We start from the raw sequence: 20,832 nt of genomic DNA, 5'->3' as shown, positions 1-20,832 counted from the left end.
GCGCTTGACGCGCCTGTCCGGGCTACCGGCCCGCAGATGGCTGTGAATCGGTAGCCCGGCTAAGCGTAGCGCAAGCCGGGGAGGGGGTTACTCCTGCAGCCACCATACCGCTTCAAACGGACGCAGGGTCATAGCGGCAGGACGGTTTGCCGCTTCCGCGTAGTTGCTCATCAGCATCCCCCATTCGCCGCTCATCGCTTCCGGCTGCCAGCGCTGAAACTCGCGGCTCAGGTTCGCCACGACGACCAGCGTTTGTCCCTGCCACTGACGGCGGTAGCACCACAGCGACGGATGTTCCGGCAGCAGGTCCTGATAGTCGCCCCAGGTCAGCACCGGCGCGCTCTTGCGCAGCGCAATCAGCTGCTGATAGGTATAAAACACCGATTCCGGGTCCGCCAGCGCCGCTTCGGCGTTGATCTCGCGATAGTTATCGCACAGCGCAATCCACGGCTCGCCTGCGCTAAAACCGCCGTGATCAGCGCTGTTCCACTGCATTGGCGTACGGCTGTTATCGCGCGATTTGCTGGCCAGAATCGCCAGAAGTTCATCCGGGTCCTGACCCTGCGCCGCGCGTTCGATAAACATGTTGTGGCTCTCAACGTCGCGATAATCGGTAATGCGCGTAAAGTGCGGATTCGTCATGCCGATCTCTTCGCCCTGATAGATATAGGGCGTGCCCTGCATACCGTGAAGCACCATCGCTAGCATTTTCGCCGCCGGGACGCGGTACTCCCCCTCGTCGCCGAAGCGGGAGACGATGCGCGGCTGGTCGTGGTTACACCAGAACAGCGCGTTCCACGCGCGATTGTGCATCCCCTGCTGCCAGTGCCTGAACAGCGATTTCAAGGCCACAAAATCCGGGCGCGCCAGCGTCCACTTCTCGCCGCCGGGGTAGTCAACCTTCAGATGGTGGAAGTTAAAGGTCATCGACAGTTCGCCGCCGTCGAGCGCCGCGTACTTCTGGCAATGCGCAAGCGTGGTGGAGGACATTTCGCCGACCGTCATCAGGTTGCGCGGGGTAAAGACATCGCGGCTCATCTCCTGCAAAAATTCGTGCGCTCGCGGGCCGTCGGTATAGAAGCGGCGGCCGTCGCCATCCGTATCGGACGGAAAGGTCTGGTCTTTGGAGATCAAATTGACCACGTCGAGGCGCAGGCCGTCGACGCCGCGATCGGCCCAGAACTCGCACACTTTTTTCAGCTCCGCGCGCACCGCCGGGTTTTCCCAATTCAGGTCCGCCTGCTCAACCGCGAACAGATGCAGATAGTACTGCTCGCTTTCGGCGTGCCACTGCCAGGCGTTACCGCCAAATTTAGAGCGCCAGTTGTTGGGCGGCGTGGTGGGTTCACCGTCGCGCCAGATATAGAACTGGCGATACGGACTCTCTTTATTGAGCGCTTCGCGGAACCACGCGTGTTCGGTCGAAGTGTGGTTCAGCACCATATCCAGCACAATGCGGATCCCGCGAGCGTGCGCCTGAGCGACCAGTTCGTCGAAATCGTCCAGCGTGCCGTAGGTTGGGTCGATAGCGGTATAGTTGGCGACGTCGTAGCCATTATCCACCTGCGGCGAGACGTAGAACGGCGTCAGCCAGATGGCGTCAACGCCGAGCTTTTGCAGATAGTCGAGGCGGGAGGTCACGCCGCGCAGATCGCCGGTTCCGGTCCCGGTCGTGTCCTGGAAACTCTTCGGATAGATTTGATAAATAACGCCGTTTTGCCACCAGAGGGGAAGGGTATTCATATCGCGTTCCTGCTACAGCAAAGGGGCGCCTGGGCGCCCCGAAAATAAGAAGTCAGACAATCTGTAAGGTGCCCTGGCGGAATTTGCGCTGGTAGACGACCGTCGTCAGGACAATCGGCACCACCACGGCGATGGCCATCGCCAGCGCGTAAACCTGCCAGTAGGTTGGCTGGATAGAGAGGATGCCCGGCAGGCCGCCGACGCCGATACCGTTGGCCATTACGCCGTTCAGACCGCACAGTAGCCCGGCAAGACCGGAGCCGACCATCGCGCACAGCATCGGGAAGCGGTACTTCAGGTTGATACCGTACATGGCCGGCTCCGTGACGCCGAGGTAGGCGGAAATGGCGGCCGGAACGGAGATTTCGCGTTCATTCTGCTTGCGGCTGGCGATGATGATTCCCACGACCGCCGATGCCTGGGCGATGTTGGATAGCGCAATCAGCGGCCATACCGGCGTCCCGCCCATGCTCTGAATCATCTGCATATCGATGGCGAGCGTGGTCTGATGAACCCCGGTAATCACCAGCGGCGCGTACAGGAAGCCGAACAGCGCGGCGCCAATCGGCGCGAAGCTGCCGGTTAACAGATGACGCACGGCCCAGGCCACGCCGTCGCCAATCATGCGGCCAAACGGGCCGATAAAAGCGTGCGCGAGGAAGACCGCCAGAATCAGCGAACAGACCGGTACGATCACCAGATAGAGATAGTCAGGCACGATGCGTTTCAGCCGCGTTTCGATAAAGCCGAGCGCCAGTCCCGCCAGCAGGGCCGGGATAACCTGCGCCTGGTAGCCGACTTTCTCAATCGTGAACAGACCAAAGTTCCAGACTTCCGGCACCTGCTGGCCCAGCAGGTAGGCGTTCATCAGCTGCGGAGAGACCAGCGTGACGCCCAGCACGATGCCGAGGATCGGCGTGCCGCCCATTTTCTTGACCGCGGACCAGCAGATGCCCACCGGCAGGTAGAAGAAGATCGCCTCGCCAATCAGCCACAGGAAGTCATAAATAGTTTTCAGCGACGGGTGCATCTGCGCCAGCGTCTGGCCGTTGCTCATCGGTAGATCGCCGATCACGTTGCGGAAGCCTAAGATCAGGCCGCCGCTGATCAGCGCAGGCAGCAGCGGAAAGAAGATCTCCGCGAAGTGTGAAATGAGCTGTTCATGCCATTTCATATTTTGCCGCGCGGCTTTTTTGGCCTGCTCTTTGTCGGCGCTGGCCTGGCCGGTGGTCGCCAGCAGCGCTTTATAGTAGTCGCCAACCTCGGTGCCGATCACCACCTGGAACTGTCCGGCGTTGGTAAAGCAGCCCTTCACCATGCGTAGCTGTTCAATGTCTTTCGGTTTGGCGATGGCCGGATTATTCAGCACAAAGCGCAGACGGGTAATACAGTGGCTGACGGTGGCGATATTGTCGCGCCCGCCCACCAGTTCGATAAGTTTATCGATGTCCTGCTGATTCACTTTACTCATGATGAGGCCTCATGACCGAGGGGGAGAGATAGCATATTTAACTTGAGCTGAATCCTAACCGCTTCGTTTGAATTGCAAAATGGGAACGTTCCCGAAACGCAGCGAAGATCACATAAATCGCTCAGGCGGACTTAATTCAGTACGGCGGGAATGACGATTTGACGGGGCTCACGGTGGCCGGCGATCTGCTCGATCAGCTGCTGTGCCGCCTGGCGTCCGGATTCGGCATAGCCGGGATCGACCGTCAGGATCTCCGGGTGGAGAAACTTCATCAGCGGCGTGCTGCCGACGCTGGCAAGCTGGAGACGATCGATTCCCTGCTGCTGGAGATACTTGCTGGCCCCCAGCGCGAGGGTATCGGTAGCGCAGACCAGCGCGCTGGTCTCTGCCGATAGCACCTCTGCGACGCTTTCGTAGCCCTGTTTCATGCCCAGACCCGGCAGCGCGGCGAGGGGAGTGAGGCGTTTTTTCAGACAGAAATCGAGATAGGCCTGGTGGCGGCGCTGCCCGGTGGTCACATCGCTATGCGGCACGCCGAGGAAGCTGATATGGCGATGCCCGCGATCGTAAAGACGCTGCATCAGCATCCTGATCGACCCTTCATCGTCATAGCAGACGGAGGCGATGCCCGGCGCGTCGCGGGCCAGCAGCACCAGCGTCTCCCGCCAAGGGGTGAGCATCTCTTGCTGGATGCCGGTAAAACCAAACAGCACCACGCCGTCGATATTGCGCCGGGCGAGCATGCCGAGATGCTCCTCGACCAGCGCCGGGGAGAACTGACTTTCCATCATAATCGGATCGTAGCCCTGGGCGTAAAAGGCGGGGAGCATGGTCTGAACGGCGAGGTTTTCCGACAGCGAATCCAGACGGGTGACGATGATCGCCACCACTTTATCGCTCTGGCCGCGCATCGCCCTGGCGGAACGCGAGGGCGAAAATCCGTGCTGCTGCATCACCGCTTCCACTCGCTCGCGAGTGCGTTCGCTAACGCCGCTTTCGTTATTAAGCACGCGGGATACCGTCGATTTCCCGACGCCGCTTAAGCGCGCGATATCTTTGATGGTCAGCCGGTTTTGCATGCAGGGTTCTCGTTGTGGTCCGATTAAAGTCAGCCTAATGCTACTCAAGGAAACCACAATGAGCAAAGTCTGGTTTACGTCTGGTTTAGCTACCCGGGGGTATCATCGCCATAATAGCCACAAATAGATTATCGGTGACGATATAATTCGCGCCGTTTGTATTCATTTACCGGAGATTTTATGGACCCCGAACCCACTCCCGACCCTCGATGGAGCCATCTTTTTTTCCGGTAATCCCGCTTAGCGCTGCTTTACCGGAAGCGTAAAGCAGCGACGTCCTTGATGTCCCTGCCATAAAAATAATATGCCTGACAGGTAAGGTTGACTCGCGCCTGTCGGTAGCGCTGCGTTCGCTCGCGCGAGCGCGGAGGGACTGTTTATGTTGAAAAATTTTACCCGCCAGCTGTTTGCCCAGCTTGGCCGTCATTTACCGCGTCGTTTAGTGCAACGCGATCCGCTACCCGATGCCCGCAATCTGGCGAGCGCGCCGATCCCGGATTCTCTCGGTAAGCAGTGCCTGAACGTGGCGGCAATGGATGAGAATGAAATCTGGCGCGCTTTCTCCAGCCATCCGGAAGGGCTAAACGAAGGCGAAGTGGCGCAGAAAATCGCGCAGTACGGCGAAAACCAGATCCCGGCGCAGAAGCCGTCGCCGTGGTGGGTGCATCTGTGGAGCTGCTATCGCAACCCCTTCAACCTGCTGCTGACCGTCCTGGGTATCGTCTCCTACTCGACGGAGGATCTGTTTGCCGCGGCGGTTATCGCCCTGATGGTGGGGATCTCCACGCTGCTGAACTTTATCCAGGAAGCCCGCTCGACCAAAGCGGCGGACGCCCTGAAGGCGATGGTCAGCAACACCGCGACGGTCCTGCGGGTGGTGAACGAGCAGGGCGAGAGCCGCTGGTGCGAACTCCCTATCGACCAGCTGGTGCCGGGAGATATCGTCAAGCTATCGGCGGGAGACATGATCCCGGCAGATCTGCGCATCATTCAGGCGCGCGACCTGTTTGTCGCCCAGGCCTCGCTGACCGGGGAATCGCTGCCCGTCGAAAAAGTGACCCGCACCCGCGACCCGCTACAGACGAACCCGCTGGAGTGCGACACCCTGTGCTTTATGGGCACCAACGTGGTGAGCGGATCGGCGCAGGCCATCGTTTTCGCCACCGGCGGCGGCACCTGGTTTGGCCAACTGGCCGGTCGCGTCAGCGAGCAGGAAAGCGAGCCGAACGCCTTTCAGAAAGGCATCAGCCGGGTCAGCATGCTGCTGATCCGCTTTATGCTGGTGATGACGCCGATAGTGCTGCTGATTAACGGCTACACCAAAGGCGACTGGTGGGAGGCGGCGCTGTTCGCGCTCTCCGTCGCGGTGGGCCTGACCCCGGAAATGCTGCCGATGATCGTCACCTCGACCCTGGCGCGCGGGGCGGTGAAGCTGTCGAAACAGAAAGTGATCGTCAAGCATCTCGACGCGATACAGAACTTTGGCGCGATGGACATTCTGTGCACCGATAAAACCGGTACCCTGACGCAGGATAAAATCGTGCTGGAGAACCACACCGATGTCTCCGGCAAAGTGAGCGAACGCGTGCTGCATACCGCCTGGCTGAATAGCCATTATCAGACCGGACTGAAGAATCTGCTCGATACCGCAGTGCTGGAGGGAGTGGAACTGGAGCCGGCGCGCGGGCTGGCGGAACGCTGGCAAAAAGTGGATGAGATCCCGTTCGATTTTGAGCGTCGCCGTATGTCGGTGGTGGTGCAGGAGCAGGACAACGTCCATCAGCTGATCTGCAAAGGCGCTTTGCAGGAGATCCTCAACGTCTCGACCCAGGTGCGCTATAACGGCGACATCGTACCGCTGGACGACACCATGCTGCGGCGCATCCGTCGCGTGACCGATACCCTCAACCGTCAGGGATTGCGCGTGGTAGCGGTGGCGACGAAGTATCTGCCCGCCCGCGAAGGCGACTACCAGCGCGCGGATGAGTCAGACCTGATCCTCGAAGGCTATATCGCCTTCCTCGATCCGCCGAAAGAGACCACCGCCCCGGCGCTGAAGGCGCTGAAGGCCAGCGGCATTACGGTCAAAATCCTCACCGGCGACAGCGAGCTGGTGGCGGCCAAAGTCTGCCACGAAGTGGGGCTGGATGCGGGGGATGTGGTTATCGGCAGCCAGGTTGAAGCGCTGAACGATGATGAGCTAGCCGAGCTGGCAAAACGTACCACCCTGTTTGCGCGCCTGGCGCCGCTGCACAAAGAGCGTATCGTGACCCTGCTGAAACGCGAAGGACACGTGGTGGGCTTTATGGGCGACGGCATTAACGACGCCCCGGCGCTGCGCGCGGCGGATATCGGTATTTCCGTCGACGGCGCGGTGGATATTGCCCGCGAGGCGGCGGATATCATCCTGCTGGAGAAGAGCCTGATGGTGCTGGAGGAGGGGGTTATTGAAGGCCGCCGGACCTTCGCCAATATGCTCAAGTACATCAAAATGACCGCCAGCTCCAACTTCGGTAACGTCTTCAGCGTGCTGGTGGCCAGCGCCTTCCTGCCGTTCCTGCCGATGCTGCCGCTGCATCTGCTGATCCAGAACCTGCTGTACGATGTATCCCAGGTCGCGATCCCGTTTGATAACGTTGACGATGAGCAGATCCGTAAACCGCAGCGCTGGAACCCGGCGGATCTCGGGCGCTTTATGGTCTTTTTTGGGCCGATCAGTTCGATATTCGATATTCTGACGTTCTGTCTGATGTGGTGGGTGTTCCATGCCAATACGCCGGAACATCAAACGTTGTTCCAGTCTGGCTGGTTCGTGGTTGGCCTGCTGTCGCAGACGTTGATTGTGCATATGATCCGCACGCGCAGGATCCCGTTTATTCAGAGCCGCGCGGCCTGGCCGCTGATCGTGATGACGCTGCTGGTGATGGTGGTAGGGATTGCGCTGCCGTTCTCGCCGCTGGCAGGCTATTTGCAGCTTCAGGCGTTGCCGCTAAGCTACTTCCCGTGGCTAATTGCCATCCTGGCGGGCTATATGACGCTGACGCAGATGGTGAAAGGTTTCTACAGCCGTCGCTACGGCTGGCAGTGAGTGGGGAGCTTTACGCGCAGAAACAACAAAGGCAGCCGTTGGCTGCCTTTGTTCATACCGCATCCGATTAGCGACGAATGGCGATCGCTTCAATCTCAATCTTCACGTCTTTCGGCAGACGCGCCACTTCCACGCAGGAGCGCGCCGGGAAGGTGGCGTCATGTTCAGTGAAGAAGGCTTCATAGGCGGCGTTCACGGTGGCGAAGTCGTTCAGATCTTTCACGAAAACGGTAGTTTTAACGATATCGCCCACTTTCAGACCCGCGGCTTCAACGATGGCCTTCACGTTGTCCAGCGACTGACGCGCCTGAGCGGCGACATCTTCCGGCACGCTGCCGGTTTTCGGGTCTACCGGGATCTGGCCGGAAGTGATAATCATGTTACCCAGATCAACACCCTGAACGTACGGGCCGATAGCTGCGGGTGCATTTTCCGTCGCGATAGTTTTAGACATGAGTTCTCCTGAATCACAGCATTATATAAATCTTTCGCGTCGCTAACTGCGAAAGATGAGAGGTAAGAGACCCGGCCATTATAGGGAGCCGGGTACGCAATACCAACCTCAATTAGTTCGCCAGAACCACATTATGTGAGAACTCTTTTTCACAATATTTGCACTTCAGCGCGATATCGTTTTCACGTTTTTTTACCGCAAAGCTGGAAGAGACCGGCTCGGCGTGGCTGATGCAGTTGCTGTTGGGGCAAACCAGCACGTTGTTGATGCGATCCGGCAGATGCGGACGGGATTTACCGACCACTTCATAATCATCAATGCGGTTCACCGTCGCCTGCGGCGCATACAGGGAGAGCTGGTTGACCTGCTCGTCGGTCAGGAAGGTGTTTTCGATTTTGATTAAATCTTTGCGGCCCATTTCGCCTGACGGCAGGTTCAGGCCGATGGTGATGCGCTGATCCGTTTCGGTCAGTTTGAACAGGGTTAGCAGCTTAAAGCCGACCTGCGCCGGGATATGGTCGATAACGGTGCCACGTTTGATGGCTTCTACCTGTAATTTGTTGTCGTGTGTCATCTCTTTTTCCCCTTACAGTGCCAGATCGCTATTCAGTACCAGCGCCAGTAACGCCTGGCGCGCGAAGATGCCGTTGCCCGCCTGCTGGAAGTACCAGGCATGCGGCGTTTTATCGACATCGGTGGTGATTTCATCAATACGCGGCAGCGGGTGCAGCACCTTCATGTTGGCGCGGGCGCCTTCCAGATCGGCGGCGCGCAGGACAAACTGCGCCTTCACATTGGCATATTCCGACGGGTCGAGGCGCTCTTTCTGCACCCGGGTCATATACAGAATGTCCACCTCTTCCATCACCTCTTCAATGGCGCTATGCAGGCTCCAGGCAATGCCTTTTTCGTCGAGCATGTCGAGGATGTACTGCGGCATGGCCAGCGCGTCCGGCGCGATAAAGTAGAAGCGGTTGCCGTTAAATTTCGCCAGCGCCTGGGTCAGGGAGTGAACGGTGCGGCCGTATTTCAGATCGCCGACCATCGCGACGTTAAGATTTTCCAGACGGCCCTGGGTCTCCTGAATGGTGAACAGATCCAGCAGGGTCTGCGTCGGATGCTGATTCGCGCCGTCGCCGGCGTTGAGTACCGGAATACCGCCGGAGAACTCGGTCGCCAGGCGCGCCGCGCCTTCCTGCGGGTGGCGCATAACGATGGCATCGACATAGGTGCTGATGACCGAGATGGTATCGGCCAGGGTTTCGCCTTTTTTGCCCAGCGAGGTGTTGCTGCTGTCTGAGAAACCGACCACGCTGGCGCCCAGGCGGTGCATCGAGGTTTCAAACGACAGGCGGGTGCGGGTCGACGCTTCAAAAAAGCAGCTGGCAATCACTTTATGCTTCAGCAGCTCAGGCTGTGGATGGGCTTTGAGCTTTGCTGCGGTTGCCAGTACCAGTTCAAGGTCTTCGCGGCTGAGATCGTTTATAGAAATGATATGTTTTTGATACAGCGGATTAGCCATGTTTATCTCCTGACGCCTGGGCAAAAAAAAAGCCCCTTAAATAAGGGGCTTTACGAATACGGATGCAACGGAAAGAAAAAACGGCAGGCCAGCGCCTGTTTTCAGACGCGGTAAGACGCGATGTCGTACACACTGAACCATAATTCCTCCCGGCAAAACGGGTGGCATTATACGCAGCTCAATTTTCGGATCAAGCGATTAATCCACAAAAGGTAAACGTTTGCCTGGAGAAGAGTGCGGTAATGCAAAAAACCCTGAAAAAGAGGTGGTATGGCAGTGCGAAGGGGGGTATAAAACGGAAAATGAAAAGCTGTTTTATAATCAGAGGTTATTATGATCGTTGGGAACATTCACCATCTGCAGAGCTGGCTGTCGGCGTCTCTGCGCGAAGCTATCGAACACGTTAAGGCCCACGTCACCGACGCGACGCCGCTGGGTAAACATGATATTGACGGCAACAATCTGTTCTATCTCATATCCGAAGATACCACCGAGCCGATGGCTGACCGCCGCGCCGAGTATCACGCCCGTTACCTCGACATCCAGATTGTACTCAAAGGCCAGGAGGGCATGACCTTTAGCGTTCTTCCCGCCGGTGCGCCGGATACCAACTGGCTGGCGGATAAAGACATCGCCTTCCTGGCGGAGGGGGCGCAGGAAAAAACCGTCATCCTCAGCGAAGGCGACTTTGTGGTGTTCTATCCCGGCGAAGTGCATAAGCCGCTGTGCGCCGTCGGCACGCCGGCGAAGGTGCGCAAAGCGGTTGTGAAGATGCTGATGGCGTAAAAAATATCCCGGGCTGCTCGCCGAGGCTATGGTTGTTGCGGTCCGGTAGCCCGGACAGGCGCGTCAAGCGCCGCCTCCGGGAACGCCCACGGGCTGCGCCTGGCGCCTTGCCCGGGCTACAGATCCGTGCGGTTTGGGGGCGGATAGCCCGGATAAGCGCAGCGCAATCCGGGGAAATATCGTGAGAACGCTTACTTACCCAGCGTCGCCACCATCACCGCTTTGATGGTATGCATGCGGTTTTCCGCCTGATCGAAAACGATGCTGGCCGCGGATTCAAATACCTCGTCGGTCACTTCCATCCCGCCGTGCAGGCCGTACTCCGCCGCCATCTGTTTGCCGAGCGTGGTCTGGTCGTCGTGGAACGCGGGCAGGCAGTGGAGGAATTTCACCTGCGGATTGCCGGTCAGCGCCATCATCTCGCTATTCACCTGATACGCGCGCAGCAGCGCGATACGCTCCGCCCACTTCTCTTTGGCTTCGCCCATCGATACCCAGACGTCGGTATAGATAAAGTCAGCGCCCTTCACGCCCGCGGCGATATCTTCGGTCAGCGTAATATTGCCACCGTTTTTCTGCGCCAGCGCCCGGCACTGCTCGACCAGCTTCTCTTCCGGCCAGCAGGCCGTTGGCGCGACCAGGCGCAGATCCAGACCGGTCAGCGCGGCGGCTTCGAGCATGGAGTTGCCCATATTATTCCGCGCGTCGCCGGCGTAGACCAGGGTCATCTGGTTAAAGGCTTTGCCCGGCAGGTGCTCTTGCATGGTCAGCAGGTCCGCCAGCAGCTGAGTGGGGTGGAATTCATTGGTCAGGCCGTTCCAGACCGGAACGCCGGCATATTCGGCAAGAGTTTCCACCACTTCCTGGCCATGACCGCGATATTGAATACCGTCGTACATGCGTCCCAGCACGCGGGCGGTGTCTTTAATCGACTCTTTGTGGCCAATCTGGCTGCCGCTTGGTCCGAGATACGTGACGCGAGCGCCCTGGTCAAATGCGGCAACTTCGAAAGAGCATCGGGTGCGGGTAGAGTCTTTTTCGAAGATGAGCGCGATGTTTTTGCCGGTGAGATGCTGAATTTCGATATTGTTTTTCTTATCAGCTTTGAGCCTGGCCGCCAGTTCAAGCAGGGCGGTAATTTCTGCAGGAGTAAAATCAAGCAACTTTAAAAAATGCTTCTGATAAAACGCGGACATGGTTCCCTCACATGGCTTAGACCATTTGTTGAATTAAAATTCACTTTATATGTATGAATATTCATTTGCAACCCCGTGTCATAAATCTTTCGCTCAGAAGGTGGAGGCAATCACGGCGGTATGTGACAATAGAAGCATCTGCGACACATTATGAGGAACGAGCCATGGCCAACCCGGAATTACTGGAAGAACAGCGTGAAGAAACGCGTCTGATTATTGAAGAGCTGCTCGAAGACGGCAGCGATCCGGACGCGCTGTATACCATTGAGCACCATCTCTCCGCCGATGATTTCGAAACGCTGGAGAAAGTGGCGGTAGAAGCCTTCAAGCTGGGCTATGAAGTGACTGAGCCAGAAGAGCTGGAAGTGGAAGAGGGTGATACCGTTATTTGCTGCGATATCCTCAGCGAATCCGCGCTGAATGCCGAGCTGATCGATGCCCAGGTTGAGCAGCTGATGACGCTGGCGGAAAAATACGACGTGGAATACGACGGCTGGGGCACCTACTACGAAGATCCTAACGGGGAAGACGAAGAAGGCGATGACGACGAAGATCTCGTTGATGAAGACGACGACGGCGTTCGCCACTAGGTAGCAGAGGTATACGGCGGTGCGTTATGCCGCCGTATAGCAAGGAATTTTAATGGATTACCCGCAAATACTCGCCCCGATTTTAGGTTTTCTGCATTGCCCAACTCCTCAGGCGTGGATTGATGAAGCCCGTAAACCGGAAAATCTTCCGCTGCTGTTGACCGACCATATGGTGTGCGAGCTGAAAGCGGCGCAAAACGCCATGCTGCTGGTACGTCGATACGTCGCGGATAAAGACGGCGCCGATGAGCTGCTGGCCTGCCTGAAGCCCTACGAGGACTTCACCTACCGCTGGGGCCCGGAGCCGGATTTCGTCGCGCTGCATAAGCAGATAAACAAAAGCGCCATGCCGCAGACCGACGATCCCTGGGGACGTCAGCTGCTCGACAGCATGATTTTGCTGATCAAAGAGGAGCTGCATCACTTCTGGCAGGTGCGCGAAATCATGCTTTCCCGCGATATTCCCTACGTCAAAATCACCGCCAGCAATTACGCCCGCGGGCTGCGTCGGGAAGTGCGTTCTCACGAACCGGTGATGCTGATCGATAAACTGATTTGCGGCGCCTACATTGAAGCCCGTTCCTGCGAGCGTTTTGCCGCGCTGGCGCCATGGCTGGATGACGATCTGCAGAAGTTTTATCTGTCGCTGCTGCGCTCCGAAGCGCGCCACTATCAGGACTATCTGGACTTAGCGCAGAGGATTGCCGCGGACGATATCAGCGAACGCGTGCGCCAGCTTGGCGAGGCGGAAGCGGCGTTAATTAACGCGCCTGAAGCGGAGTTTCGTTTTCACAGCGGCGTGCCGGTCTGAGCGCCAGGCCGCAGCTTCACCGCAGCGGCCTGCGCCCATCACCGATTAGCGTTGTGGTCTTTGTCTGATGCTGTGGCCGGTACAAGGAACACTCAGGAGCTACAATACTTTCAGCATCGTGACTTCGCAGTCAACGTGGCCGGTGCAGCCCAGCGGCCCGTCGATATGCTCAAAGCCGAGATGCTCATATAAACCGACCGCTTCTTTAAGGAAGGCGGTGGTTTCCAGATAGCAGCGTTTGAAACCTTGTTCACGGGCGTAATCCAGGGCCATCAGCGCCAGCTTTTTCGCCAGCCCCCGGCCGCGCGCGGAGGTCATAAAATACATTTTCTGCAGTTCGCAGATATCGGGCTCGCTGCAGGAGAGCGGCGCCACGCCGCCGCCGCCAACCACTTCACCATTCAGCTCAACGACCCAATAGGCGGAACCCGGTTGGCTATAAAGCTCATAGAGTTGATCCAGATTCGGATCGGCGACCGTATAGCCTTTATCGGCGGTCAGACCATATTCGGCGGAAACCTGGCGGATAACGTTAGCTATCGCCGGATTATCATTAGCCGTGATGCGGCGCAGGGTTAGCGGTAGGGTTGCGCTCGTATTCATGTGAAGACTCATTGCAAAATGATGACGGATAATGTTGTTAATAACATTGCGGAAGGGGAGAGTGCAAGCGAGGATCTTTCACAGAAAACGCCCCTTACCCGGATGGGATAAGGGGCGAGTGAATTACAGCGCGGCGATAACCGCCTGCTGCTCAATCAGCTTCGCTTTCGCTTCCGCGTAACCTTCCAGCTTCTCACGCTCTTTGGCGATCACCGCTTCCGGCGCGCGCGCCACAAAGCCTTCGTTGGAGAGTTTGCTTTCGATGCGGCCAATCTCGCCTTCGATTTTTGTCACTTCTTTCGCGAGGCGCGCCAGCTCATCTTCTTTGTTGATAAGACCAGCCATCGGGATCAGCAGCTCGGCGCCGTCGATAATTTTGGTCACCGAAACCGGGCCTTTATCATCGGCAGGCAGCACAGTGATGCTTTCCAGACGCGCCAGGTTCAGCAGGAAGCTACGGTTGTCGTTCACGCGACGAACCGCGGCTTCGCTGCAACCGCGCAGCAGCAGCTCCAGCGGCTTACCTGGGGCGATGTTCATTTCCGCACGGATGTTACGCACGGCGACGATCGCCTGCTTCAGCCATTCGGTATCGGCCAGCGCCGCTTCGTCAACCTGAGACGCATCGTACTGCGGGAACGGCTGCAGCATGATGGTATCGGCAGTGATACCGCAAATGACCTTCACGCGCTGCCAGATGGTCTCGGTGATGAATGGGATAATCGGGTGCGCCAGGCGCAGCAGACCTTCCAGAACGGTTACCAGCGTGTGGCGGGTGCCGCGCAGCTCAGACTCGGAACCGCCGGTCATCACCGGCTTGGTCAGCTCCAGATACCAGTCGCAGAACTGGTTCCAGGTGAACTCATACAGAATGCCCGCGGCGATATCGAAACGGAAGCCGTCCAGCGCCTCGCGGTAGGCTTTGACGGTCTGGTTGAATTCCGCGAGGATCCAGCGGTCCGCCAGCGACAGGGTCATCTCGCCGCCGTTAAAGCCGCAATCCTGATCTTCGGTGTTCATCAGCACAAAGCGGCTGGCGTTCCACAGCTTGTTACAGAAGTTACGGTAACCTTCCAGACGCTTCATATCCCAGTTGATATCGCGGCCGGTAGAGGCCAACGCCGCCAGGGTAAAGCGCAGGGCGTCGGTGCCGTGCGGCTCAATGCCGTTCGGGAACTGTTTCTCGGTGCGTTTGGCGATTTTTTCCGCCAGCTGCGGCTGCATCATGTTACCGGTGCGTTTTTCCAGCAGCTCCGGCAGGGAAATGCCGTCGACCATATCCAGCGGGTCGATAACGTTGCCCTTCGATTTGGACATCTTCTGGCCTTCGTCATCGCGGATCAGGCCGGTCATGTAGACGGTTTTAAACGGCACCTGCGGCTTGCCGTTTTCATCTTTGATGAAGTGCATGGTCATCATGATCATGCGGGCAATCCAGAAGAAGATGATATCGAAGCCGGAAACCATCACGCTGGTTGGGTGGAACTGGCGCAGGGCATCGGTATTTTCCGGCCAGCCGAGGGTGGAGAAGGTCCACAGCGCGGAGGAGAACCAGGTATCGAGAACGTCTTCGTCCTGGCGCAGCGCCACGTCGGCGCCGAGGTTATTTTCCTGACGCACTTCGTCCTCGGTGCGGCCAACGTAGACGTTGCCGTCGTTGTCGTACCATGCCGGGATGCGGTGACCCCACCACAGCTGGCGGGAGATGCACCAGTCCTGAATATCGCGCATCCAGGAGAAATACATGTTTTCGTACTGCTTCGGCACGAACTGGATATCGCCGTTCTCAACCGCCTCTACCGCCGGTTTTGCCAGCACGTCGGCGCGCACGTACCACTGGTCGGTCAGCATCGGTTCGATCACCACGCCGCCGCGGTCGCCGTACGGGACGGTCAGGTCGTGCGGTTTGATCTCGTCCAGCAGGCCCAGCGCGTCAATAGCGGCAACTACCGCTTTACGCGCGGCAAAGCGCTCCAGCTTCTGGAACTCCATCGGGATGGCGTTTGAGTAGACGTCAGACTCGTTGCCTTTGGTATCGTAAACTTCCGCGGTTTCGCGGATGTCGCCGTCAAAGGTCAGGATGTTGATCATCGGCAGGGCGTGACGCTTGCCGACTTCATAGTCGTTAAAGTCGTGCGCCGGGGTGATCTTCACGCAGCCGGTGCCTTTTTCCATATCGGCGTGTTCATCGCCAACGATCGGAATGCGGCGGTCAACCAGCGGCAGGATCACGAATTTGCCAATAAGATCTTTATAGCGCGGGTCTTCCGGGTTAACGGCCACGCCGGTATCGCCCAGCACGGTTTCCGGGCGGGTGGTGGCAACGACCAGATAATCTTTACCGTCAGCGGTTTTCGCGCCGTCGGCCAGCGGATAGCGGATATGCCACATCGAGCCTTTAGACTCGCGGTTTTCCACTTCCAGATCGGAGATAGCGGTGCGCAGTTTCGGGTCCCAGTTGACCAGGCGCTTGCCGCGGTAGATCAGATCTTCTTTATACAGGCGGACAAAGACTTCTTTGACGGCGTTGGACAGGCCTTCGTCCATGGTAAAGCGCTCGCGCTCCCAGTCCACGGAGTTGCCCAGGCGGCGCATCTGGCGGGTAATGGTGCCGCCGGACTCCGCTTTCCACTGCCAGATTTTATCGATAAAGGCGTCGCGACCGTAGTCGTGGCGGGTTTTACCTTCTTCGGCGGCAATCTTACGCTCAACCACCATCTGGGTAGCGATACCCGCGTGGTCGGTACCTGCCTGCCACAGGGTGTTTTTACCCTGCATGCGCTGGTAGCGAATCATGGTATCCATGATGGTTTGCTGGAAGGCATGACCCATATGCAAACTGCCGGTGACGTTCGGCGGCGGGATCATGATGCAGAAGGACTCTTTGCTTTCATCGCCGTTAGGCTTGAAATAGCCCTGCTTTTCCCAGTGCTCGTAAAGCGGCTGTTCGATATCTTGGGGGTTGTATGTCTTTTCCATTATTTCCAGGTTGCCGTGTTCAGGTTGAAACCAGCCATGCGGTACGCTTTATAACGTTCGCGCGCCAGTTGTTTCAAAGAATCTTCATAAGGGACGAAGTCTATCACTTCTGTGAAAGCGGTGGCAAAATCTGCAAAGTTTAGCCGCAGGCTAATCAGTATATCCCGCGGGCTACTGTTGCGCTTTTGCGGCCAGGCGATCTCCACCGGCGCGCCGCCGCGCGGACCTTCTCCCGCCAGATTATGCGGAACAAAACTTTCCGCTGGCCGCGCCCACAGCGCCTCGTCCAGACGAATGGCCTGCTGCTCATCTTCGCAGGCGATGAGCACTCGCTTGCCGCTGCGCCAACGTTCTGCGGCAATGTCACACACCAGTTGTTCAACGGCGCTCAGACCGTCTTGTTGTGTGTCGTTGTCCAGAAGGTAGAACGTTGCGTTTTTCATATATGGGGCTTCTTGTGATGACTTTAAATGCTTAAGCCGGGCGGACCCGGCCTACGGTGTACTGTCGTTAGTAGGCCGGGTACGCCCGGCACGTTGCATCACTCTTCGCCGGTAAATCCAGCGCGGTTGAGCAGGAACTGCGACAGCATCGCCACCGGACGACCGGTCGCGCCTTTGGCTTTCCCGGAACGCCACGCGGTACCGGCGATATCAAGGTGCGCCCAGTTGTACTTGCGGGTAAAGCGCGCCAGGAAGCAGCCCGCGGTAATCGCTCCGCCTGGACGGCCGCCGATGTTCGCCATATCGGCGAAGTTAGACTCCAGCTGTTCCTGGAACTCGTCGCCAAGCGGCAGACGCCATGCGCGATCGCCCGCCAGTTCGGAGGCGCCGATCAGCTCGTGGGCCAGCGGATTGTGGTTCGACATCAGGCCGGTGATGTGATGGCCCAGCGCTATCACGCAGGCGCCGGTCAGCGTCGCCACGTCGATTACCGTCTCCGGCTCGAAGCGCTCGACGTAGGTCAGCACATCGCACAGCACCAGACGCCCTTCGGCATCGGTGTTCAGCACTTCAACCGTTTGCCCGGACATCGTGGTCAACACGTCGCCTGGTCGGTAGGCGCGACCGCCCGGCATGTTTTCACATCCGGCAAGCACGCCGACAACGTTCAGCGGCAGCTGAAGTTCTGCCACCATGCGCATTACGCCGTACACCGCCGCCGCGCCGCACATATCGTATTTCATCTCGTCCATGCCTTCGGCTGGCTTGATGGAGATGCCGCCGGAGTCAAAGGTCAGGCCTTTACCGACCAGCACGATAGGACGCGCATCCTCCGCCGGGCTGCCTTTGTATTCGATAACCGACATCAGTGATTCGTTCTGCGAACCGTTGCCGACCGCCAGATAAGAGTTCATTCCCAGCTCTTTCATCTGCTGTTCGCCGATAACGCGGGTAATGACGTTCTTACTGTAGGTATCGGCCAGCTGGCGCGCCTGAGAAGCCAGATAGGCAGCGTTACAGATGTTTGGCGGCATATTGCCGAGATCTTTTGCCGCTTTAATACCGGCGGCAATCGCCAGACCGTGCTGAATGGCGCGTTCGCCGCTGGTCAGCTCGCGACGGGTCGGGACGTTGAAAACCATTTTACGCAGCGGGCGGCGCGGCTCGCTTTTGTTGGTTTTCAACTGGTCAAAGCTGTACAGCGTCTCTTTGGCGGTCTCGACCGCCTGACGCACTTTCCAGTAGTTATTGCGGCCTTTGACGTGCAGCTCAGTCAGGAAGCAGACGGCTTCCATCGAGCCAGTATCATTCAGCGTATTGATAGTTTTCTGAATGACCTGCTTGTATTGACGCTCATCCAGCTCGCGCTCTTTACCGCAGCCAATAAGCAGAATGCGCTCCGACAGAATGTTCGGCACATGGTGCAGCAATAAAGTCTGGCCAGGTTTGCCTTCCAGCTCGCCGCGACGCAGCAGGGCGCTGATATAACCGTCGCTAATTTTATCAAGCTGTTCGGCGATGGGGGAGAGGCGCCGTGGTTCAAAGACGCCGACCACGATACAGGCGCTCCGCTGCTTCTCCGGGCTACCGCTTTTTACACTGAACTCCATGCACTACGCTCCTGAATCTTAAAGACAACGACGGTGGCTACGGATAGAATTGAAAGCTTTCGTAACTCATGTCCGCTGTTGTGGTGACTTCGTGTTAATCTTAACGTTATTACGGCCTTGGTTCGTCAGAAAAGATCCTGATACGCAGAACCAGCGAGTCATTTAATCTTAGCGATGTTTTCGACGACCAAAGAGAATAAATGACGTTTAAGCCATGAAACAAGCAATTTTCCTGCAATAAAACGGGTTTTTACGGGCGTATTTATAGTGATAATCATAAGATATCTGGTTCGTGAGACGCTGAAAAGCCAGTTGGCGATCCTATTCATCCTGCTACTCATTTTCTTCTGTCAGAAACTGGTCAGGATCCTCGGCGCCGCTGTTGATGGCGATATCCCGACCAATCTGGTGCTCTCGCTGTTAGGGCTGGGCGTACCTGAAATGGCGCAGCTCATTCTGCCCCTGAGCTTATTCCTCGGGCTGCTGATGACGCTGGGCAAACTGTATACCGAAAGCGAAATCACGGTGATGCACGCCTGCGGCCTGAGCAAGGCCGTGCTGGTGAAAGCCGCCATGATTCTGGCGCTCTTTACGGGCATCGTCGCGGCGGTCAATGTGATGTGGGCCGGCCCCTGGTCTTCTCGTCACCAGGATGAAGTGCTGGCGGAAGCGAAAGCGAACCCCGGCATGGCGGCGCTGGCTCAGGGCCAGTTCCAGCAGGCCAGCGACGGCAGCGCGGTGCTGTTTATTGAGAACGTCAACGGCAACCGCTTCAGCGACGTTTTCCTCGCTCAACTGCGGCCGCGAGGCAACGCGCGCCCGTCGGTGGTGGTCGCGGATACCGGCGAGCTCTCGCTGCGTAAAGACGGCTCGCAGGTGGTGACCATGAATCAGGGTACCCGCTTTGAAGGCACCGCGATGCTGCGCGACTTCCGCATTACCGACTTTAAAAACTATCAGGCGATTGTCGGCCATCAGGCCGTGGCATCCGATCCGAACGATACCGAGCAGATGGATATGCGCACCCTGTGGCGTACCGATACCGATCGCGCCCGGGCGGAGCTGCACTGGCGCTTCACGCTGGTCGCGACGGTGTTCATCATGGCGCTGATGGTGGTGCCGCTTAGCGTGGTGAACCCGCGCCAGGGCCGCGTGCTGTCGATGCTGCCGGCGATGCTGCTCTATCTGGTGTTCTTCCTGCTGCAAACGTCGATTAAATCGAGCGGCGGTAAAGGCAAAATGGACCCGATGATCTGGATGTGGGCGGTAAACCTGCTCTATTTCGCGTTGGCCGTGCTGTTGAACCTGTGGGATACGGTGCCGATGCGCCGCTTCCGTGCCCGTTTTAACAAAGGAGCGGCGTGATGCAGGCGTTTGGGGTACTTGACCGTTATATCGGTAAGACGATTTTCAACACCATCATGATGACCCTGTTCATGCTGGTTTCCCTCTCCGGCATCATCAAGTTTGTCGACCAGCTGAAAAAGGCCGGGCAGGGCAACTATGATGCGCTGGGGGCCGGAATCTACACGATTCTCAGCGTGCCGAAAGATATCCAAATCTTCTTCCCGATGGCGGCGCTGCTCGGCGCGCTGCTGGGGCTGGGGATGCTGGCGCAGCGCAGCGAACTGGTGGTGATGCAGGCTTCCGGCTTTACCCGCCTGCAGGTGGCGCTGTCGGTGATGAAAACCGCGATTCCGCTGGTGCTGCTGACCATGGCGATAGGCGAGTGGGTTGCCCCGCAGGGCGAGCAGATGGCGCGTAACTATCGTGCTCAGCAGATGTACGGTGGGTCGCTGCTTTCCACGCAGCAGGGGCTGTGGGCGAAAGACGGCCATAACTTTGTGTATATCGAGCGGGTAAAAGGCAGCGATGAGCTGGGCGGAGTGAGCATCTACGCCTTTAACGACCAGCGCCGCCTGCAGTCCGTTCGCTATGCCGCGTCGGCCAAATTCGATACCGAGAATAAGCTCTGGCGGCTGTCGCAGGTGGATGAATCCAACCTGACCGATCCGAAACAGGTCACCGGAACGCAGACGGTCAGCGGGACCTGGAAGACCAACCTGACCCCGGATAAGCTCGGCGTGGTGGCGCTGGACCCGGACGCACTGTCCATCAGCGGCCTGCACAACTATGTCACCTATCTGAAGTCCAGCGGTCAGGATCCGGGCCGCTATCAGCTCAATATGTGGAGCAAAATCTTCCAGCCGCTGTCGGTGGCGGTGATGATGCTGATGGCGCTGTCGTTTATCTTTGGCCCGCTGCGTAGCGTGCCGATGGGCGTCAGGGTAGTGACCGGGATCAGCTTCGGCTTCATCTTCTACGTGCTGGACCAGATTTTCGGCCCGCTAACCCTGGTATACGGCATTCCGCCGATTATCGGCGCGCTACTGCCGAGCGCCAGCTTCTTCTTGCTGAGCCTCTGGCTGATGATGCGCAAATCCTGACGTAACGCGC

20 protein-coding genes are annotated in these 20,832 nt (G+C 57.9%); 7 read left to right on the top strand and 13 right to left on the bottom strand.

Going from position 1 to position 20,832, the window contains the following annotated elements:
- Positions 1-87: 87 nt before the first annotated feature.
- The 3 genes from treC to treR form a co-directional block, all read right to left on the bottom strand.
- Positions 88-1,743 carry an alpha,alpha-phosphotrehalase gene (gene treC, locus ACE3MN_RS23865; RefSeq protein ID WP_049131479.1) on the bottom strand — a complete coding sequence of 552 codons (1,656 nt, stop codon included), beginning with the start codon at positions 1,741-1,743 and terminating at the stop codon, positions 88-90.
- Positions 1,744-1,795: 52 nt separating this feature from the next.
- Positions 1,796-3,214 (bottom strand): PTS trehalose transporter subunit IIBC, encoded by a 1,419-nt coding sequence (gene treB, locus ACE3MN_RS23860; protein ID WP_004128239.1) that lies wholly within the window; start codon positions 3,212-3,214, stop codon positions 1,796-1,798.
- 131 nt (positions 3,215-3,345) lie between these two features.
- The gene (gene treR / locus ACE3MN_RS23855) at positions 3,346-4,293 is read right to left on the bottom strand and encodes a trehalose operon repressor TreR (RefSeq protein ID WP_049088877.1); all 948 of its coding nucleotides are present in this window, start codon (positions 4,291-4,293) and stop codon (positions 3,346-3,348) included.
- Between the two features lie 180 nt (positions 4,294-4,473).
- Between treR and mgtL the strand changes: the two genes are divergently transcribed.
- Together mgtL and mgtA are read left to right on the top strand one after the other, a co-directional pair.
- Complete coding sequence (mgtL, locus tag ACE3MN_RS23850) at positions 4,474-4,527, top strand: mgtA regulatory leader peptide MgtL (RefSeq protein ID WP_219192905.1); 54 nt, start codon at positions 4,474-4,476, stop codon at positions 4,525-4,527.
- A gap of 145 nt (positions 4,528-4,672) precedes the next feature.
- Entirely contained in the window at positions 4,673-7,381 is a 2,709-nt protein-coding gene (gene mgtA, locus ACE3MN_RS23845) for a magnesium-translocating P-type ATPase (RefSeq protein WP_098067428.1), read from the top strand.
- Between the two features lie 67 nt (positions 7,382-7,448).
- Here the strand turns inward: mgtA and ridA are convergent, their stop codons facing one another.
- The 4 genes from ridA to ACE3MN_RS23825 all read right to left on the bottom strand — a co-directional run bounded on the left by ridA (position 7,449) and on the right by ACE3MN_RS23825 (position 9,498).
- On the bottom strand, positions 7,449-7,835 hold the full coding sequence (ridA, locus tag ACE3MN_RS23840; protein ID WP_004137191.1) for a 2-iminobutanoate/2-iminopropanoate deaminase: 387 nt from the start codon (positions 7,833-7,835) through the stop codon (positions 7,449-7,451).
- 112 nt (positions 7,836-7,947) lie between these two features.
- A complete protein-coding gene (gene pyrI, locus ACE3MN_RS23835; RefSeq protein WP_004137189.1) occupies positions 7,948-8,409 on the bottom strand; it encodes an aspartate carbamoyltransferase regulatory subunit in 462 nt (153 codons plus the stop codon).
- A gap of 12 nt (positions 8,410-8,421) precedes the next feature.
- Complete coding sequence (gene pyrB, locus ACE3MN_RS23830) at positions 8,422-9,357, bottom strand: aspartate carbamoyltransferase (RefSeq protein ID WP_004098118.1); 936 nt, start codon at positions 9,355-9,357, stop codon at positions 8,422-8,424.
- A gap of 36 nt (positions 9,358-9,393) precedes the next feature.
- Positions 9,394-9,498 (bottom strand): pyrBI operon leader peptide, encoded by a 105-nt coding sequence (locus ACE3MN_RS23825; protein ID WP_009652331.1) that lies wholly within the window; start codon positions 9,496-9,498, stop codon positions 9,394-9,396.
- Positions 9,499-9,690: 192 nt separating this feature from the next.
- Here ACE3MN_RS23825 and ACE3MN_RS23820 point away from each other — a divergent pair, with 192 nt between their 5' ends.
- On the top strand, positions 9,691-10,143 hold the full coding sequence (locus ACE3MN_RS23820; protein WP_375364199.1) for a YhcH/YjgK/YiaL family protein: 453 nt from the start codon (positions 9,691-9,693) through the stop codon (positions 10,141-10,143).
- Between the two features lie 191 nt (positions 10,144-10,334).
- On the opposite strand, the gene argF is transcribed toward ACE3MN_RS23820, so the two are convergent.
- Positions 10,335-11,339, bottom strand: a complete 1,005-nt coding sequence (gene argF, locus ACE3MN_RS23815) for an ornithine carbamoyltransferase (protein ID WP_024360508.1) — start codon at positions 11,337-11,339, stop codon at positions 10,335-10,337.
- Positions 11,309-11,404 carry a putative translational regulatory protein ArgL gene (gene argL, locus ACE3MN_RS23810; protein WP_370798676.1) on the bottom strand — a complete coding sequence of 32 codons (96 nt, stop codon included), beginning with the start codon at positions 11,402-11,404 and terminating at the stop codon, positions 11,309-11,311. Before argL ends, argF begins: the two co-directional genes overlap by 31 nt.
- A gap of 99 nt (positions 11,405-11,503) precedes the next feature.
- Here argL and rraB point away from each other — a divergent pair, with 99 nt between their 5' ends.
- Both rraB and miaE read left to right on the top strand, forming a co-directional pair.
- Positions 11,504-11,929, top strand: a complete 426-nt coding sequence (gene rraB, locus ACE3MN_RS23805) for a ribonuclease E inhibitor RraB (RefSeq protein ID WP_004098122.1) — start codon at positions 11,504-11,506, stop codon at positions 11,927-11,929.
- Between the two features lie 52 nt (positions 11,930-11,981).
- Positions 11,982-12,740, top strand: coding sequence for a tRNA isopentenyl-2-thiomethyl-A-37 hydroxylase MiaE (miaE, locus tag ACE3MN_RS23800; protein ID WP_004136153.1), 759 nt, complete (start codon positions 11,982-11,984; stop codon positions 12,738-12,740).
- Between the two features lie 99 nt (positions 12,741-12,839).
- Here miaE and ACE3MN_RS23795 read toward each other — a convergent pair whose 3' ends face one another.
- The 4 genes from ACE3MN_RS23795 to pepA form a co-directional block, all read right to left on the bottom strand.
- Positions 12,840-13,343 carry a GNAT family N-acetyltransferase gene (locus ACE3MN_RS23795; RefSeq protein WP_024360506.1) on the bottom strand — a complete coding sequence of 168 codons (504 nt, stop codon included), beginning with the start codon at positions 13,341-13,343 and terminating at the stop codon, positions 12,840-12,842.
- Positions 13,344-13,466: 123 nt separating this feature from the next.
- Positions 13,467-16,322: a valine--tRNA ligase gene (locus tag ACE3MN_RS23790; protein ID WP_375364198.1), complete on the bottom strand. Its 2,856-nt coding sequence runs from the start codon at positions 16,320-16,322 to the stop codon at positions 13,467-13,469.
- Complete coding sequence (gene holC / locus ACE3MN_RS23785) at positions 16,322-16,765, bottom strand: DNA polymerase III subunit chi (protein ID WP_004098129.1); 444 nt, start codon at positions 16,763-16,765, stop codon at positions 16,322-16,324. Before holC ends, ACE3MN_RS23790 begins: the two co-directional genes overlap by 1 nt.
- 98 nt (positions 16,766-16,863) lie before the next feature.
- The gene (gene pepA / locus ACE3MN_RS23780; RefSeq protein WP_004136151.1) at positions 16,864-18,375 is read right to left on the bottom strand and encodes a leucyl aminopeptidase; all 1,512 of its coding nucleotides are present in this window, start codon (positions 18,373-18,375) and stop codon (positions 16,864-16,866) included.
- 267 nt (positions 18,376-18,642) lie between these two features.
- On the opposite strand from pepA, the gene lptF reads away from it, so the two are divergent.
- The gene (gene lptF / locus ACE3MN_RS23775) at positions 18,643-19,740 is read left to right on the top strand and encodes an LPS export ABC transporter permease LptF (RefSeq protein ID WP_004128284.1); all 1,098 of its coding nucleotides are present in this window, start codon (positions 18,643-18,645) and stop codon (positions 19,738-19,740) included.
- Positions 19,740-20,822, top strand: coding sequence for an LPS export ABC transporter permease LptG (gene lptG, locus ACE3MN_RS23770; RefSeq protein WP_004136150.1), 1,083 nt, complete (start codon positions 19,740-19,742; stop codon positions 20,820-20,822). The genes lptF and lptG overlap by 1 nt, the downstream gene beginning before the upstream one ends.
- Positions 20,823-20,832: the final 10 nt, after the last annotated feature.

This window comes from Klebsiella grimontii, from assembly GCF_042137965.1.
Taxonomy (GTDB): Bacteria; Pseudomonadota; Gammaproteobacteria; order Enterobacterales; family Enterobacteriaceae; genus Klebsiella; species Klebsiella grimontii.
This window is presented reverse-complemented; position numbering and strand designations above follow the sequence as displayed.